The sequence below is a fragment of the Flavobacterium sp. AG291 genome (assembly GCF_003350375.1).
In the GTDB taxonomy this organism is placed as follows: Bacteria; Bacteroidota; Bacteroidia; order Flavobacteriales; family Flavobacteriaceae; genus Flavobacterium; species Flavobacterium suzhouense.
Genome location: NZ_QQAR01000002.1, coordinates 381,087 through 397,570, shown reverse-complemented (window position 1 = coordinate 397,570; position 16,484 = coordinate 381,087). Strand labels below are relative to the sequence as shown.

The window sequence follows — 16,484 nt, the reverse complement described above, 5'->3', positions numbered from 1 at the left end:
CAGAAGAGCATATAATATTTTGTGGTATTATGTACAATTTCTAAGCTTATCTTTCCGCTGCCAGGCAACGGTTGAATGTGGCACCTTATACGCACGATTGCGAACAGGTTGCCAAGACGTCATAGGGTCAATTCCCTCGGTCTTTCTGGATAAGAATAATTTTTTAAAGAACTTGCTGCAAATTTAGGTCACAAAAAATGTAAAAACCAAATAAAATTTAAAATATTTTTTATTTAACTGATTTAAAACGTTTTAGTGTGGTTTTTTTATTTGTAAATCTGAGAAAAGGTGATTAAAATTATGGCAACAAGTGCCAAAGAAAGACCCAAAAAATTCAATTTGGATAACTTTTCCTTAAAAATGAATATTCCAACAAGGCTTCCAAGAACAATTACTCCCATATTCATGGCAGCAAAAACCGTTGATGGATTTTCTGAAAATTCTTTATGTGCCATCAGATAAAAGAGAATATTACCGAAGTTAAAAATGCCTACCAATGATCCAAAAGCAAAATTTATAAGGTCTATTTTAACTCTTTCAAAGATTATTTTATACAGTGCTATAATAGAGATTACTAAAAGTGCACCGCAAAAAACAACAAAAAGGGAAGTTGTAAAGGGTAGTGAGGTTTGTATGGCTATTTGTTTAAAAAGCACATCTATTATACCAAAACCAATGAGAACCACGGCAGGGTATATCCATTCTTTATTAGTGTTTTCATCTTTTTTGGAAAGGATAAGAAGAATGGCAGGAAAACCTACGCCAAGTCCTATAATTTTAAGTAAATTAAAATCTTCTTTGAAAATGAAACATGCAGCAAGTATCGGTATAAAAAGGGAGAGACGTTGGGCTGCATCTGTTTTTACGATGCCCATCCGGTTTATGGAAGAAGCCAGAAAAAGGAATATCGCAGGCAATAACACCATTAATGGTAAATAAATTTGCCAGGGAGCGTTGGTGTCTACATGTTTTAGATCAGGATTAAAGAAAAGGTGACAAAAAAGCAGAGCAAAAACGTAATTCCATAGTACTACCTGGGTCAGAGAAATACCATATCGTCTTGCCGTTTTAAAAATTATGCCTACAGATACGCTGCAGACAATACTGAGTATTAAAAAGAACATTGTATTCGTTTTTTTGGTAGACAAAAATAGTGTTTTGTAGTATTCATCGCTGTTTTTAATCGATTCTTTTGTACATTTGATAGATAATTGCCCCTTTTAATGAATAAGCTTAAAGTACAAATTTATGACAGATCCCGGGGAATGATAGCATTCTGTATCTCTTATCTCAATGGGAACTTGCTGAAATTTGGGCAGAAATCCGAGTAGTGATGAAAAAGGTTATGTTGTTGATACTACTGTTTACAAGTGCTTTAGGTTTCGCACAGGAAGATGCCTGGATTTATTTTAAAGACAAACCGGATGCTGATTATTACTTAGCCAATCCGACTGAGATGCTATCCCAAAAAGCTTTGGATAGAAGGGCAAGGCAAAATATTCTCCTTGATGAAAAAGATATTCCAATTCATGCAGATTATCTAAATGTGATTAAAGAATCGACCGGTGTTACCGTCATGTCTAAATCGAAATGGCTTAACGCTATCCATGTACGTGGTGAAAGAGACAATATTGAACTGCTAAAGGCTAACAGCTTTGTAGATCATATTGATTATGCGGATAAATCTCTTAATACGTCAAGAATCAGTATTCAAAATCAGGTTGTGTCAGCCAATAAAAATCTTGAAACACAAATTGATTTTAATTACGGAAATTCTGCTAATCAGATACAAATGCTTAACGGACAATTGTTGCATCAATCAGATTACACAGGCAAAGGAATTACCATTGCTGTGTTAGATGCAGGCTTTCCGGGAGTAAATACAACACAGCCATTTCAGCGAATGCGGGATAATGGTCAGATTAAAGGAGGTTATGATTTTGTAGCACGTTCTGAGGATTATTATCAGGGAGGTACGCATGGCACACTAGTATTGTCTACAATGGCAGGTTATGTAGAGGGGCAATTGACAGGTACAGCCCCTGATGCTTTTTATTACCTTTTCAGGACTGAGGATGCTACCAGCGAAAATCCGGTAGAAGAATCTTACTGGGTAGAAGCAGCAGAAGTAGCCGACAGTCTCGGTGTAGATATAATCAATACATCATTAGGTTATTTTGTATATGATAACGGACGTTACAGCCATACTTACGAACAAATGGATGGCCAAACGGCATTTATTACTCGTGGTGCTGACATTGCAGTTTCGCGAGGGATATTTTGTGTGGTTTCCGCCGGGAACTCTGCCAATACGGTAAATCCGCATATTGCAGCTCCAGCAGATGCTCCCGGAGTACTCACTGTTGGAGCTGTAGACCTAAACGAAATGTATGTGAGTTTTAGTTCCATAGGTCCTACAGCTGATAACCGCATTAAGCCCGATGTTATGGCGAAAGGTTATCAGGCAACTTTAGCAACTCCAGAGGGTACTATTGGCATTGCAAGCGGAACATCATTTTCGAGCCCTATAACGGCAGGATTGGTTGCTTGTTTATGGCAGGCATTACCTGATAAAACCAATACAGAATTACGTGAACTCATAAAAGAGTCTGCTGACAGGTATAGTGAGCCCAATAATCAATACGGTTACGGTATTCCTGATTTTAGCCTTGCAATGCAAAAAGCTATGGGACTTACCGATGGGAATTTTATAGTATACCCAAATCCTGCTAATGATATAGTACATCTGCTTTTTCCTAAAAATATCCAAAGAACAACGGTAACTATTTTTAATGAGCTAGGGCAAAGGGTTTCGCAGCAAAATGTTACCTTAGCCAATCCTTCATTTGATATTTCCCAACTGGCTACAGGCATTTACAGCTATAGTATGGAAGGCACATCACAAAAAGGAAGGATTATTAAACAATAGACAAACAAATACTAACTAAATAAATTTAATGAACAGAATAACCCAACTTTTTAATATTCAGTATCCTGTAATACAGGCAGGCATGATATGGGCAAGTGGCTATAAACTGGCAAGTGCCGTGAGTAATGCCGGCGGACTTGGTATAATCGGTGCAGGGTCTATGTATCCGGAAGTGTTACGAGAGCATATACAGAAATGTAAAAAAGCAACGGATAAGCCTTTTGCGGTAAACGTACCAATGCTGTACCCGAATATTGAAGAGATAATGAATATCATTGTTGAGGAAGGTGTAAATATAGTATTTACTTCTGCCGGAAATCCTAAAACATGGACAGTATGGCTGAAAGAAAAAGGTATTACGGTGGTGCATGTGGTAAGCAGTGTGAAATTTGCCCTTAAAGCTCAGGAAGCTGGAGTAGATGCTGTTGTAGCTGAAGGTTTTGAGGCAGGAGGCCATAATGGGCGAGAGGAGACTACTACGTTTACGCTTATTCCAATGGTCAAGGAGCAGCTTACTGTGCCGCTTATTGCTGCCGGTGGAATTGCTACTGGTCGTGGTATGCTTGCAGCCATGATACTCGGGGCCGACGGTGTTCAGGTAGGAAGCCGTTTCGCGGCTTCGGTAGAGTCGTCTTCGCATGATAACTTTAAACAGGCAATTGTGGATGCCCAGGATGGCGATACGCATGTAACGCTAAAAGAACTGGCTCCGGTGCGATTGATAAAGAATAAGTTCTTTCATGATGTAGTAGCATTGTATGCAAAAGCGCCAACTGTAGATGACCTGAAAGCTTTATTAGGCCGTGCCCGTGCTAAAAAGGGTATGTTTGAAGGAGATCTTGAAGAAGGAGAGCTTGAAATAGGACAGATTGCCGGTCTTATCCATGATATTAAACCCGCCGCTGAAATCCTGAATGATATCATTACAGATTTTGAGAGAGTAAAACAGGAAGCTGTGAGTTTATAAAAAAAATAAGGGCTGTTTTTTTAACAGCCCTTATTTTAAAACTTGTTTTCTACTTCTGCAGCCTGAAGCATCAGGTAGTGCAGGTCGGTATTTTTAACGAAAGGCTTAAGCAGTTCGCTGCCCGGGCCAAACATTGCCAGTTCTACATAATCGGCCGAGTGATCCATACTTATCCAACCTACTGAGTTATGTTTTTGTTGTATCTGTGCAAAGGTTTTGAATGGTACTTTTTTGTAATTGTACAATCCGCCTTCTTCCTTATGAAGTCCGTCATAATATGTAAGTACAGTTTTTGCATCTTCTTCAGAAATAGCAGTTGCATTTGCACTTTCCACAATTTCTCTAACCTGAGCGATTGTATTGTCAGGTTTAATGCTGTTCAGTATCCATTCGTTAGTGTGAGTGTATTTCTGAATGCTGTCAAAGTTATTATTGGCATCCTTGCCATAAATAACTCCCGGGTTAGCGTTACCGTGGTCGGTAGTGATGATAACAAGGGTTTCACCGTCTTTTGAGGCAAAGTCTATCGCTACTTTAATAGCTTCGTCAAAAGCTACCTGATCGTATAGTAATGCGCCTATGTCGTTAGCGTGTGCACCCCAGTCTACCTTACCGGCTTCAATCTGAAGTACGAAGCCGTTTTTGTTTCCTTTCATTCGGTCAATAGCTTTCTGAGCCATTTCTGCCAGGGTAGGAGTGCTGTCTGTTAATGCTTTGTCATTAGTTCTGTCAATGTTGTATGGAAGTCCGTCATCAGCAAATACGCCTAGTAAAGGTTTACTGTTATCAGCAGCCATCATTTCCTGACGGTTACGTGCTATCTGCCAGCCTTTAGCTTTATATAGTGCGTAAATGTCTTTCTTATCTTTTCGGATATCGGCACTGAAGTAATTATTGCCGCCACCCATCATGATGTCAAAGCCAAGCTCAAGGTATTGCTCGGCAATATCTTCCTGTGCGTTGCGGCTTTTGCTGTTTACGCAGAATCCGGCAGGTGTAGCGTGCGTAATAGGTACTGTGGTTACACAGCCGGCCATTTTACCTGCTTTCTTAAATTTTTGCCAGATAGGCATGTGCATTTCACCATTAGGACCAACGTTTAAGGAACCATTGTTCACCCTGAAGCCGCCTCCCCATGAAGAACTTCCTGCCGATGAATCGGTTACGATTGAGCTGGCCGAAGCAGTATCCATCAGTGCACGGTTTATGCGTTGTTCTTTATACAACTGTAGCCAGTTAGAGCCTTTTCCGGTTTTGCGGTTCAGGTAAAGATCGGCCATATTAAGGGTTCCGGTACTCATACCGTCGCTAACCATAAAGATAATGTTCTTAGCCTTTTTATTTTTATTTATAGTTTGAAGGTCAAGAATGCTTGCAGTACTCTCAAACGGATTGATTAATGCCGTTCCGAGTGTAAATAGCGATCCATTTCTGAAAAACTTTCTTCTGTTCATTGTAAATTAATTAGAAAGCCAAAGTTAACAAAGTAAACTATAATGCGGTTTTGATGTATATTATTTAACTGTTATGGATTGGTGTGTTCGTTTAAATGTAATTGAAAGAAAATATCTATATTTGGGTAACCAACTATTTAATTATGAAAACAATAAATTTATTCTTCGTTTTATTTTTTCTATCATTTTCCTCAAGTATGATTTTTGCACAGGATACGGTTCCTATGAATGGGATTTATGCTCCGGGGACAGAGCATAGTTATAAATTTCTAAAAGCAAAGCCAGTATATTGGGTAAACCTTGCAAATGAATTTAATGTTTATGTTGATAGTAAATCACAGTTATTACTTACTTTAAAAGACAATACTTGTCCTGATCTTAAAGAATTGCCTTTATTTGAAAGGGTTTTTGTCAGTGATTATTCATTTATGTTATGTACGGAAGATAAAAAAGGATACTATTTTACTACTAAAGGATATGAACAAGATCAGACTTTAGATTTAGTTAAAAATTTTGGCTACGAGATTGTTAATGTATTTTATGGTTCGGACTTCACTAAGCAAAAAGTAAACAATATTTCTCTGGAAAAACTTAAAGAAGCCAAAAGCATATATGAGGTTATTGGTAATAAATAAAAAAACCGCACTTTTCAGCGCGGTTTTAAATATAGTTTTCAGTAAGCTTTATGCAATTACAGCTTCTTTGTTTTCAGTTTTTTTTTCTTCAAAATCAATGATTACCTGATTACGTATAATGTCTTCAAAGGTTTCACGCTCTCTGATAACATGGCCTTTACCCTGATACCAAAGAATTTCTGCCGGGCGAACACGTGAGTTATAATTACTGCTCATAGAGAAACAGTAAGCCCCTGCATTACGGAAACAAAGGATATCACCTTCTTTTATTTCAGCAATTTTTCTGTTGCTTCCAAAAGTATCTGTTTCACATATATAACCTACTACTGAATAGAAACGGTCTTTTCCTTTCGGATTTGAAATATTGTCAATATTGTGGTGTGAACCATAGAACATAGGGCGGATAAGGTGGTTAAAACCACTGTCGATACCTGCAAATACTGTAGATGTTGTTTGTTTTACCACATTTACTTTGGCCAGGAAAACACCTGCTTCACTAACAAGGAATTTACCAGGCTCGAATGTCAGGGTAAGGTCACGGCCATATTCTTCGCAAAATGCGTTGAAGCGTTTTCCTAATTTTTTACCAAGTTCTTCAACATCAGTCTGTATGTCGTCTTTTTTATAAGGTACTTTAAAGCCGCTTCCAAAATCAAGGAACTCAAGTTCTTTAAAGTTACGCGCAGCTTCAAATAATATTTCGGCAGCATAAAGGAATACCTCAATGTCAAGGATATCAGATCCGGTATGCATGTGTATACCGTTTATGTGCATGCCTGTATTTTGAACGATACGTAACAGGTGAGGCATCTGGTGGATAGAAATACCAAATTTACTATCGATATGACCTACTGATATGTTGCTGTTTCCACCCGCCATTACGTGAGGGTTTATACGGATACATACAGGAGTTTTTGGATGCTTGGCTCCAAATTGCTCCAGTATAGAAAGGTTATCTATATTTATCTGTACACCAAGGGCAGCTACTTCTTCAATTTCTTCCATAGATACACCATTAGGGGTATATATGATCATTTCAGGTGAGTAACCTGCAAGCAGACCAAGCTGCACTTCCTGAATTGATACGGTATCCAGACCGGATCCCATTTGTTTTAATAGCTTAAGTACAGATATATTTGATAATGCCTTTACAGCATAGTTTATTCTTAGATGATTTACCTTTGAAAAGGCTTTTTCCAACCTTAAATACTGAGATTGTATTTTCTCCGCATCATACACATATAGCGGGCTCCCGAATTCTTCTGCAAGTTGCAGTAATTGTTTAGTGTCCATCTTCGTTAATCACTTAATTAGAATACAAAAATACTGATAGTATGGTACTTAAAAAAGTAAACAACAGAACATTAACAAAATATAACAAAAAGTTATAAATATAACAAAATAAAAAACTATTTCGATTTCAAATCACAGAAAACCTAGTGTTTACTAGTGTTATGGAATTAGGTCAGCTCTTACGGAGGTATATTTCAGGCCATCAATAGGGGAGTCGTCGAGCAACAGCTGACCGTTAGAGTCGATAGTATAGCAAAAGAATGTATACTCATTTACCTCCATTGATTTAGGACAATATTCAATTTGTGCAGTATTATCTTTTACTAAAAATTGGTAGTTACCTGAGTCTAATGCGTCAGGTTTATTTTCATCAGTATTATTGTAGTTATCAAAACCGAACATCGGCTTTAAATCTCCATCGAATTACTCCTTCTTCAAAAGTATAATCTGTACCGGTAAAACCACCACCGACCTTAATGAGTGTCCATTGATGAAGCAGTGGATCAATTGCTTTTCTGTCATCTTCATTATTACAGCCACTTAAACTGAAAAGGAGCAATGACATTAAAGGGAGTAATAGTCTTTTCATGGCAATTTGTAGTTTTATTTAAAAAAAATCCGGACTTTATCTATAAGCAATGCGGCTTGACTTATGGTTTAAGTCCGGAAAATACAGAAGTAATAGCAATTAAAAGTTTTATTTCAAATCAGATACTTGATTTTCTTCGTTTTCCTAAATAAATCAGGGTTAGGGCTATGGTGGTTACTAAGCAGAGAATTGTTTTCATGGATATAAGAGTTTATGGTTAGTTATCAGTTTAGTTAATAAATTATCGTTTAAAAGTAAGAGTATACATATCTGCTCCTACCGGAGTTATTGTCATAATGTTGCCTTCTATATTTATACATCCAAGATCTACAGCCTCAATATTGAGGGTTTTATCACAAGATTCAGGTGAAACTTCATTTGTTACCATACTATAATTGTATATAGCTGTTGGGAAATTTATACCATCAGTTCCATCAGAGTTATTTTCAATGGCGACAATTTCATCTTCAGAGTTGAATGTCCATACAACCTCGCCGTTTTCAAAGTCAAGTGAATGTCCCTGAAATCCACCTCTCTGATTTACAAGATTCCATTTACCTGATATACCTTCAGGAGTAATCAAGGTACTATTTGCGTTATCATCATTGCAAGCTGTTGTAAGTAATGCAGTGAGTAATAAAAAAGGTAATATTTTTTTCATAGCATTAAATTATCTGATTGTCTATCTTCTAAAGAAAAGATGGCAAACATTGTAAATGGTTGCGTTAAGTTAGGTAAATTTTAACAAATGTTAGTAATTTAATAACAAAAAATAATAAGCGGCCTAAAAAATGCAATGTGATTTCAGTACTGGTTAGCTGTATAAATACCTTTATTATAGGAATAGAAATTAATAGAAATTGTCCAATGGAGAAAAAATTAAAAATACTTATGGTCGTTGGATGTATTTTGCTATTTTTGTTCCACTTTTAATAAGATAAATGCAATACTTATGAATTTACACGAATATCAGGGAAAAGAAATACTAGCCGGCCATGGTGTACGCGTTCAGCGTGGTATCGTTGCTAACAGTCCTGCTGAAGCGGTAGCAGCTGCAAAACAGCTAACTGCAGAAACAGGAACTTCATGGCATGTTGTTAAAGCACAGATACACGCAGGTGGCCGTGGAAAAGGCGGAGGCGTTAAGCTTGCTAAAAACCTTCAGCAAGTAGAAGAGATCGCAGGACAAATAATAGGTATGGACCTTATTACTCCTCAAACTCCACCTACAGGTAAAAGAGTACACAAAGTACTTATCGCTGAGGATGTATACTACCCGGGAGAAAGTGAAACTTCAGAATTCTATATGTCTGTTCTATTGAACAGAGGACGTGGCCGTAACATGATTATGTATTCTACCGAAGGTGGTATGGATATCGAAGAGGTTGCTGAGCACACTCCACACCTTATCTTTACAGAAGAGATTGATCCTGCTGTAGGCCTTCAGGGCTTCCAGGCAAGAAGAATTGCTTTCAATTTAGGTCTTAGCGGAAATGCCTTCAAAGAAATGACTGCTTTCGTTGCTGCTCTTTACAATGCATACATTGACAGCGATGCTTCTATGTTTGAGATCAACCCAGTGTTAAAAACATCTGATGATAAAATCCTTGCTGTAGATGCTAAAGTTGTTCTTGATGACAATGCACTTTACAGACAAAAGAAATACGCTGATATGCGTGATATCCGTGAGGAGAATCCAATCGAGGTTGAGGCTAAAGAAGTTGGCCTTAACTATGTTGACCTTGACGGTACGGTTGGTTGTATGGTAAACGGTGCTGGTCTTGCTATGGCAACTATGGACCTTATTAAATATGCAGGTTTTGAGCCGGCAAACTTCCTTGACGTAGGTGGTACTGCTGATGCTAAACGTGTTGAAACAGCTTTCCGTATTATCCTTAAAGATCCAAACGTAAAAGCTATCCTTATTAACATCTTTGGTGGTATCGTTCGTTGTGACCGTGTTGCTCAGGGTGTTGTTGATGCTTACAAAAATATGGGTGACTCTATTAAAGTGCCTATCATTGTGCGTCTTCAGGGTACTAATGCTGATATCGCTAAAGAACTTATCGATAACTCTGGTATGCCAATCCTTTCTGCTACATTGTTCCAGGAAGCTGCAGATCAGGTTAAAGCTGCACTTAGCTAGTAGATACAAAATATCCTATATAATAAAACCACGCTCTAAGCGTGGTTTTTTGTTATGTTTTAATCATTTTTTCCGTGGCAGTATGCGGTTATAATGACAGAATTGCAAACTGATTACTTCTTCTCCAGAATCCTCTTTACTTCATTTAATAATAATGGATAGGCGGGGTAAGCCATATTATGCCCGTAACCATCTAGTTCCATTAATTTGGTTTCTTTATGTCCGTTTAGTTTCATGGCACGAGCCATAAAAGCATTCTCTTCATAACGTCCCAGTAGTTCAAGTTCTCTGTCACCCGTAATCAGGAGTAGAGGTGGGGCGTCTCCGCGTACATGATAAAGAGGAGCCATCTCGTCCACTAACGGTTGAGTATCCTTAATGCCTTTTTCTTTTCTGACGGTAAAGTGTGTTATGCATTGCCCGCTAAAAGGAATAAGTCCGGCTACTTTGTTAGCGTCAATATTATGTTTGGCAAGATATTTTTTATCAAGAACACTCATCATGGCTAAATATCCGCCGGCTGAATGTCCGGAAATGAATATTTTGTTTGCATTGCCACCATATTTTTCAATGTTATTGAAAACCCAGGCAATTGCTGCTGCACTATCTTCAATGCAATTTACAGCTTTTACGTTAGGACTCAGTCTATAACCAACACCAATAATACAATATCCTTTATCTTTTAAGTCGTCGGGAATTTCTTTATGCCATTCAGTTAGCCCTCCACCGTGAAACCAAATAATGGTTGCAAAATTTTTTGCATCATTTGGGCAGTAAATATCTAATACACATCGCTCGGAGGCATGGCTATCTCCTTTATAAATGTTTTCAGGGTAATACCTGATGTTAGATTTTGTTATGTAGTCAGTTTTTTGTGCGAAAGCACCAAATGAAGTGATAAGCAGTGCTATCAAAAAGTGTTTCATGGTAAATAGTATTTATCCAAATATAAAGAATATGCAGCATACTCTAAATTTACCAATGCTATTTAGTGTGAGAATTTGACTATTGTTTTTTAGAGGAAAAGGTATTGATGTTTTCTTTCCAGAAATCAATAAGATTTTTTATTTTTTCTTTATAGCGATTATAGTCGTTAGTTTTTTGAATATAGCCCTGTATGAAAAGTTTGTTGGCTTGTTTAATGGAATACTCGTCCTGAGCGTTAGAAATAAATATATATGGAATGTCTTTATCTGCTAAAACTTCTTCTTCAAGTATCATGTCCCTTAACTCAAAGCCTCCAAGTTTAGGCATATTGATATCGGATATAATTATAAAAGGGTTAACTTCGGGTTTTCTGATATATTTAAGAGCTTCGGTACTGTCAGAGAAAAATATGATATTGTTTTTATATCCCAAATCTCTGAAAATTTCTTCCAATATCTCCCTGTCATCTTCATCATCTTCTATAACAAGTATATCCCTGTGCATTTTCATAATAAATCGTATTGTTTAGTGGAGGGGGCATTCTAGCTGCAAAATAAGCATTTTTGCTTAAATATTAATTACGGTTTTTCCGCAATTCTTCATTTAAACAGGATAATTTGTATAAGTAAATTCTTAAATTGCAACGTCAAATTTATTTTCTTAAAATTATTCAAAAATGAAGTTAAGATTAATTTTTTCCGGTTTGTGTTTGATTGTTAGTTTTTTTACCGTCAATGCTCAGGAAGAAGCTTCTGTATTAATGAAACAGGCATATGCTCAGGCATCCAAAGACAATAAGAAAGTGTTTGTAATGTTTCATGCCTCATGGTGTGGGTGGTGTAAAAAAATGGATAATAATATGAAAGCTGCTTCTACCGAAAAGCTTTTTACAAATAATTATGTATTGGTGCATCTGGATGTAAAAGAATCACCAAAGACTAAAAATTTAGAAAACCCAGGAGGAGAAGAGCTTTTAAAGAAATTTAAAGGAGAGCAGGCAGGCTTGCCTTTTTGGGTGATTTTAGATGCAAAAGGTAATCTGCTTACCGACTCATTTAATGCAAATCTTGAAAACTTAGGTTGTCCTTCAAGTCCGGATGAAGTAACTGAATTTACTGCTAAACTTAAAAAAACATCTAAGCTTACTGATAAACAACTTGCAGTAATAAGGGAAACGTTTGTAATAAAGAAGTAAATATTATAAGGTAAAACACTTATTTTTACATAAACTTTTATGTAATGAAAAAACTGATTTTTATTTTAATGCTTGCTGGAATGTTTGTTTCCTGTGAAGCACAACAGCAAAAAGGGGTTGAACTTGTTTCTGTAAAACAATTTACTGAACATATGGCTAAAGATAAAGGTCAGCTTATTGATGTTCGTACACCAAAAGAATACAAAGCAGGGCATATAAGTGGAGCAACTAATATACATTTGTACGACAAGGATTTTAATGAGCGAATTAATAAGCTTGATAAAGATGAAACCGTTTATGTGTATTGTAAAGCCGGCGGACGAAGTGCTGAAGCCGTAGACTTATTAAAAATTAATGGCTTTCAGCATATTGTAGAGTTACGTGGAGGTACTGATGCCTGGACCGAAGAAGGGCAGCCCCTTGAATAATACTGGCGTTTTTTCAGTTCATAATTCTCAATACTTTTTTATAAAATGTATACTACCTTAAACGTTATACTTACAATTACTATTGTGGTGCTGTTTGTGCTGCTTATATGGATTATTGTGAGGATGCGTAAAGCAGAAAAGGTTAAACAAGTTTTAGAGACACGTTTTGTAGAACTTGAAAATAAAACGAATACTTTGCATTTACAAACACTTGAAGCAAAGTTAAATCCGCATTTGTTTAAGAATATACTCAATTCGATACAATCGCATGCTTATCAAACGTATTTTGCAATGGATAAGCTTTCAAACGTTTTAGACTATATTCTTTATGAAAGTCAGAATCGTTTTGTGAGCCCACGAGAAGAGCTTGAGTTTGCATTTAACCTAATAGAGATTAATAAGATTAAAATAAGTCCTCTTTTCTCAATTACGGTGAAGAAAAAGATTGATGAAGCAGATGCATTATATGATCAAAAGATATTGGCGCCTTTAATATCCATTGATCTGATTGAAAATGCTTTTAAACATGCCGATCTGCAAAGCCCAGATGCTTTTATAACTGTTGCTATCGAATTTAAGGATAGTCAGTTTTCTATGATGGTATCTAATAAAATATCTCCTAAATCAACATTTCTTAAAGAGCATAGTGGAATAGGGACAGCGACATTAGAACAACGTCTTAAAATTATATATAATGGCTGCTTTAAGCTTGAGCGTTATGTAGAGGAAGATGTATATATTGCTAAACTAAAAATAAACCTGCTTGAACACAAAAATAAAATGCTTACTACTTGATGATGAGCTTCCGGGATTGGCTTTTTTAAAAATGATATGCGAACAGATGGAAGAACTTGAGGTTGTAAAAGCCTTCAATAGCCCTGATGCTCTTTTAAATGAGTGGCAATCGCTCGATTTTGATTTGCTTATCACAGATATTGAAATGCCTGGTATGAACGGTTTGCAGGTGGCAGATGCCATTAAAGGAAAAGCAGTTATTTTTACTACGGCTTATAAAAACTTTGCGGTTGATGCTTTTGACCGTGATGCGGTAGATTATGTTGTTAAACCTGTTAAACAGGAACGCCTGCTTCAGGCTGTGCAAAAAGTTGCAGCCCGTATGGCGATACCTGCTGAGGTGACAAAACAAATCCAGCTTAATACCGATAAGGGGAAAGCATTAATAAATACAGGGAAAATATTCTGTATGGTTACATCTACTATTGACAGCCGTGACAAAATACTGTTTTTAAATGATGGCTCTAAAACTACTGTAAAGAACATTTCTTTTGAAAAATTACTGGAAATGCTTCCTGCGGCTGAGTTTTGCCGTATAAATAAAAAAGCTGTTATTGCCCTAAGACATGTGCAGTTTTTCAGCCATGATGAGATAGTTGCAGATATGGTACATCCGGATGGTAAACATTTTACTTTCCCTCTGAGCGAGATTTATCGTAATGATTTCATGAAGCGGGTTAAGAATTGAGAATTATCTTAGAGATCTAACGTCTATTATCTCACATCTCATCTATTTTATTACATAATTTATCCATTATATTACAAAAAATTTAAGCCTGACTGTTAATATCTTGTTAAGTCCTTATTTCTGTGTAGTTTTGCGGCTTATAAACAACTTGCCAAAAAACAAATGATTAAAAAATTCAAAACAAGCCTCTTTTATATAGTTGTAGTCGCTTTTTTCTCATCGTTAATTTACTGGGCTCTTAAGAATGGTAAAAAACTCGAGGAAGGACAAAATATAATTGATAAAACTTCCGGACATGGACAATGGCAGGATTTTTTGGACTCCTTGTTACATAATTTAACGCATCCGCTTGCACTATTACTTGTGCAGATTATAACAATAATATTTGTAGCCCGTTTTTTTGGATGGATATGCCGTAAAATAGGACAGCCAACTGTTATTGGAGAAATGATAGCCGGTATTGTTTTGGGGCCATCACTTGTAGGAACTATTTTTCCGGAATATTCAGCATTACTTTTTCCTGATAAATCTTTGGGTAATCTTCAGTTTCTTAGTCAAATTGGGCTTATATTTTTCATGTATGTGGTTGGTATGGAACTTGATCTTAGCGTACTAAAGAACAAAGCAAAAGATGCCGTAGTAATAAGCCACGCCAGTATTATAATTCCATTTACATTAGGTATAATACTTGCCTATTTCATTTACAGGGATTTTGCTCCTGAAGGTGTTGCTTTTTCCTCTTTTGGATTATTTCTCGGTATTGCAATGAGTATAACTGCATTTCCTGTACTAGCCCGTATTGTTCAGGAAAGGGGGTTGCATCGTACAAAAATTGGAGCAATGGTTATAACCTGTGCTGCTGCCGATGATGTTACAGCCTGGTGTATATTGGCTGCTGTAATTGCTATTGTAAAAGCAGGTTCATTTATAAGCTCATTATATATCATAGGCTTATCAATTGCTTATGTAGGTCTTATGCTTTTGGTGGTTAAACCTTTTCTTAAACGTATTGGCGAACTTTATACTAATAAAGAGACACTTTCTAAATCGGTTATAGCTATATTTTTTCTTACGCTCTTAATATCATCTTATGCAACAGAGCTTATCGGTATTCATGCATTGTTTGGAGCATTTATGGCTGGTGCCATCATGCCTGAGAATATGCGTTTCAGGAATATTTTTATCGAAAAGGTTGAAGATGTATCGCAGGTAATGCTGTTACCTTTATTCTTTGTGTTTACAGGGCTTCGTACCCAGATAGGGCTTTTGGATGATCCATACCTATGGAAAGTTTGCGGGCTTATTATTGCTGTAGCTGTTGTAGGTAAATTTGTTGGGAGTGCCATTACAGCCAGATTTGTCGGACAAAATTGGAGGGATAGTTTTACCATAGGTGCACTTATGAATACAAGAGGTCTTATGGAGCTTATAGTACTTAATATAGGTTATGACCTTGGGGTGCTCTCAGCAGAAATTTTCTCCATGATGGTTATCATGGCATTGGCTACAACATTTATGACAGGGCCTGCGCTTGATTTAATTGGATATATTTATAACAGGAAGAAAAATTACATTCCAACCGAAATAAGACAGGAAAGTAAATTTAAGGTATTGGTTTCTTTTGATAGTCCTGAGAATGGGAAGTCGTTGCTTAGATTAGGTAATGCATTGGTAAAAAAAATGCGTAGTAACGCTATGCTTACCGCAATGCATATTTTGCCCAGCAGTGAGATTCATACTTTTAATCTGGAAGAATATGAAAAGGAAAGCTTTAAACCTGTACTTGCAGAAGCTGATGAACTTGGGCAAAAGGTAACAACACTTTTTAAAGCTTCGACAGATATTGATAGTGATATTGCTACTGTAGCTAATAAGGGACAATTTGATCTGGTTCTTGTAGGAATAGGACAGAGCATCTTTGAAGGAACACTTTTGGGAAAAATATTAGGCTTTACCACAAGAATAATAAATCCTGAAAGCTTAGTGAATACAATTACGGGTAAAGAGAAACTTTTTGAAAACTCTCCTTTTGATGAACGTACTCAGCATATATTATCAAAAAGTGAAGCTCCGGTTGGGATTTTAGTTGATAAAGAATTTCAAAGTGCTGATAGGGTTTTTGTAACTATTTTTGACGTTGACGACGCATTTCTTATAGAATATGCTCAAAAACTAATAAGTAATGTAGGTGCTCAGGTTACTGTTTTAGATGCTGAAGGCTCCATAAAAAATAATGCTGAGATTAAGGAAACTATCCGCAGTATTGAACACAATGTGCCAAATCATATCAAACTGATTAGTCAGCGTACGCTCGAAAAAGAATTCCTTCAGCAGCAGGATTTGATGATAATAAGTGTAGACAGCTGGAAAAAGCTTGTAGAATCGCGCAGTCCATGGCTTAACGATACACCTTCTCTTCTTATTATTCAGAAATAAGC

Annotated in this window: 17 protein-coding genes and 1 riboswitch; of the genes, 9 read left to right on the top strand and 8 right to left on the bottom strand. The window is 36.6% G+C overall.

Annotated features, from left to right (window positions below; all coding sequences use genetic code 11):
* Window positions 1-43 precede the first annotated feature (43 nt).
* Window positions 44-156: riboswitch (SAM riboswitch) on the bottom strand.
* A 110-nt stretch (window positions 157-266) separates the two neighbouring features.
* Window positions 267-1,124, bottom strand: coding sequence for a DMT family transporter (locus DEU42_RS03825; RefSeq protein WP_114756942.1), 858 nt, complete (start codon window positions 1,122-1,124; stop codon window positions 267-269).
* A 209-nt stretch (window positions 1,125-1,333) separates the two neighbouring features.
* Between DEU42_RS03825 and DEU42_RS03820 the strand changes: the two genes are divergently transcribed.
* A complete protein-coding gene (locus DEU42_RS03820) occupies window positions 1,334-2,929 on the top strand; it encodes a S8 family serine peptidase (RefSeq protein WP_114756941.1) in 1,596 nt (531 codons plus the stop codon).
* A 28-nt stretch (window positions 2,930-2,957) separates the two neighbouring features.
* Complete coding sequence (locus tag DEU42_RS03815) at window positions 2,958-3,896, top strand: NAD(P)H-dependent flavin oxidoreductase (RefSeq protein WP_114756940.1); 939 nt, start codon at window positions 2,958-2,960, stop codon at window positions 3,894-3,896.
* A gap of 35 nt (window positions 3,897-3,931) precedes the next feature.
* On the opposite strand, the gene DEU42_RS03810 is transcribed toward DEU42_RS03815, so the two are convergent.
* Window positions 3,932-5,350: an alkaline phosphatase gene (locus DEU42_RS03810; protein ID WP_114756939.1), complete on the bottom strand. Its 1,419-nt coding sequence runs from the start codon at window positions 5,348-5,350 to the stop codon at window positions 3,932-3,934.
* Window positions 5,351-5,493: 143 nt separating this feature from the next.
* Between DEU42_RS03810 and DEU42_RS03805 the strand changes: the two genes are divergently transcribed.
* Window positions 5,494-5,985 (top strand): hypothetical protein, encoded by a 492-nt coding sequence (locus DEU42_RS03805; protein ID WP_147278054.1) that lies wholly within the window; start codon window positions 5,494-5,496, stop codon window positions 5,983-5,985.
* A gap of 48 nt (window positions 5,986-6,033) precedes the next feature.
* Here the strand turns inward: DEU42_RS03805 and lysA are convergent, their stop codons facing one another.
* The 4 genes from lysA to DEU42_RS03785 all read right to left on the bottom strand — a co-directional run bounded on the left by lysA (window position 6,034) and on the right by DEU42_RS03785 (window position 8,528).
* Entirely contained in the window at window positions 6,034-7,278 is a 1,245-nt protein-coding gene (lysA, locus tag DEU42_RS03800) for a diaminopimelate decarboxylase (RefSeq protein ID WP_114756937.1), read from the bottom strand.
* A gap of 159 nt (window positions 7,279-7,437) precedes the next feature.
* Window positions 7,438-7,680 carry a hypothetical protein gene (locus tag DEU42_RS03795; RefSeq protein ID WP_114756936.1) on the bottom strand — a complete coding sequence of 81 codons (243 nt, stop codon included), beginning with the start codon at window positions 7,678-7,680 and terminating at the stop codon, window positions 7,438-7,440.
* Window positions 7,667-7,867 (bottom strand): hypothetical protein, encoded by a 201-nt coding sequence (locus DEU42_RS17340; RefSeq protein WP_147278053.1) that lies wholly within the window; start codon window positions 7,865-7,867, stop codon window positions 7,667-7,669. Before DEU42_RS17340 ends, DEU42_RS03795 begins: the two co-directional genes overlap by 14 nt.
* Before the next feature lie 241 nt (window positions 7,868-8,108).
* Window positions 8,109-8,528, bottom strand: a complete 420-nt coding sequence (locus tag DEU42_RS03785) for a hypothetical protein (RefSeq protein ID WP_114756934.1) — start codon at window positions 8,526-8,528, stop codon at window positions 8,109-8,111.
* A gap of 291 nt (window positions 8,529-8,819) precedes the next feature.
* Between DEU42_RS03785 and sucC the strand changes: the two genes are divergently transcribed.
* Entirely contained in the window at window positions 8,820-10,013 is a 1,194-nt protein-coding gene (gene sucC, locus DEU42_RS03780; RefSeq protein WP_114756933.1) for an ADP-forming succinate--CoA ligase subunit beta, read from the top strand.
* 113 nt (window positions 10,014-10,126) lie between these two features.
* Here the strand turns inward: sucC and DEU42_RS03775 are convergent, their stop codons facing one another.
* Together DEU42_RS03775 and DEU42_RS03770 are read right to left on the bottom strand one after the other, a co-directional pair.
* A complete protein-coding gene (locus DEU42_RS03775; RefSeq protein WP_114756932.1) occupies window positions 10,127-10,939 on the bottom strand; it encodes an alpha/beta hydrolase in 813 nt (270 codons plus the stop codon).
* A 79-nt stretch (window positions 10,940-11,018) separates the two neighbouring features.
* Window positions 11,019-11,450: a response regulator gene (locus DEU42_RS03770; RefSeq protein WP_114756931.1), complete on the bottom strand. Its 432-nt coding sequence runs from the start codon at window positions 11,448-11,450 to the stop codon at window positions 11,019-11,021.
* 166 nt (window positions 11,451-11,616) lie between these two features.
* Here DEU42_RS03770 and DEU42_RS03765 point away from each other — a divergent pair, with 166 nt between their 5' ends.
* From DEU42_RS03765 to DEU42_RS03745, 5 genes are all read left to right on the top strand, one after another.
* On the top strand, window positions 11,617-12,135 hold the full coding sequence (locus tag DEU42_RS03765) for a thioredoxin family protein (protein WP_114756930.1): 519 nt from the start codon (window positions 11,617-11,619) through the stop codon (window positions 12,133-12,135).
* A gap of 44 nt (window positions 12,136-12,179) precedes the next feature.
* Entirely contained in the window at window positions 12,180-12,563 is a 384-nt protein-coding gene (locus DEU42_RS03760; RefSeq protein ID WP_114756929.1) for a rhodanese-like domain-containing protein, read from the top strand.
* 45 nt (window positions 12,564-12,608) lie between these two features.
* Window positions 12,609-13,358, top strand: a complete 750-nt coding sequence (locus DEU42_RS03755) for a sensor histidine kinase (RefSeq protein ID WP_114756928.1) — start codon at window positions 12,609-12,611, stop codon at window positions 13,356-13,358.
* Window positions 13,327-14,046, top strand: a complete 720-nt coding sequence (locus tag DEU42_RS03750; RefSeq protein WP_114756927.1) for a LytR/AlgR family response regulator transcription factor — start codon at window positions 13,327-13,329, stop codon at window positions 14,044-14,046. The genes DEU42_RS03755 and DEU42_RS03750 overlap by 32 nt, the downstream gene beginning before the upstream one ends.
* Before the next feature lie 165 nt (window positions 14,047-14,211).
* On the top strand, window positions 14,212-16,482 hold the full coding sequence (locus DEU42_RS03745; RefSeq protein ID WP_114756980.1) for a cation:proton antiporter: 2,271 nt from the start codon (window positions 14,212-14,214) through the stop codon (window positions 16,480-16,482).
* Window positions 16,483-16,484 lie beyond the last annotated feature (2 nt).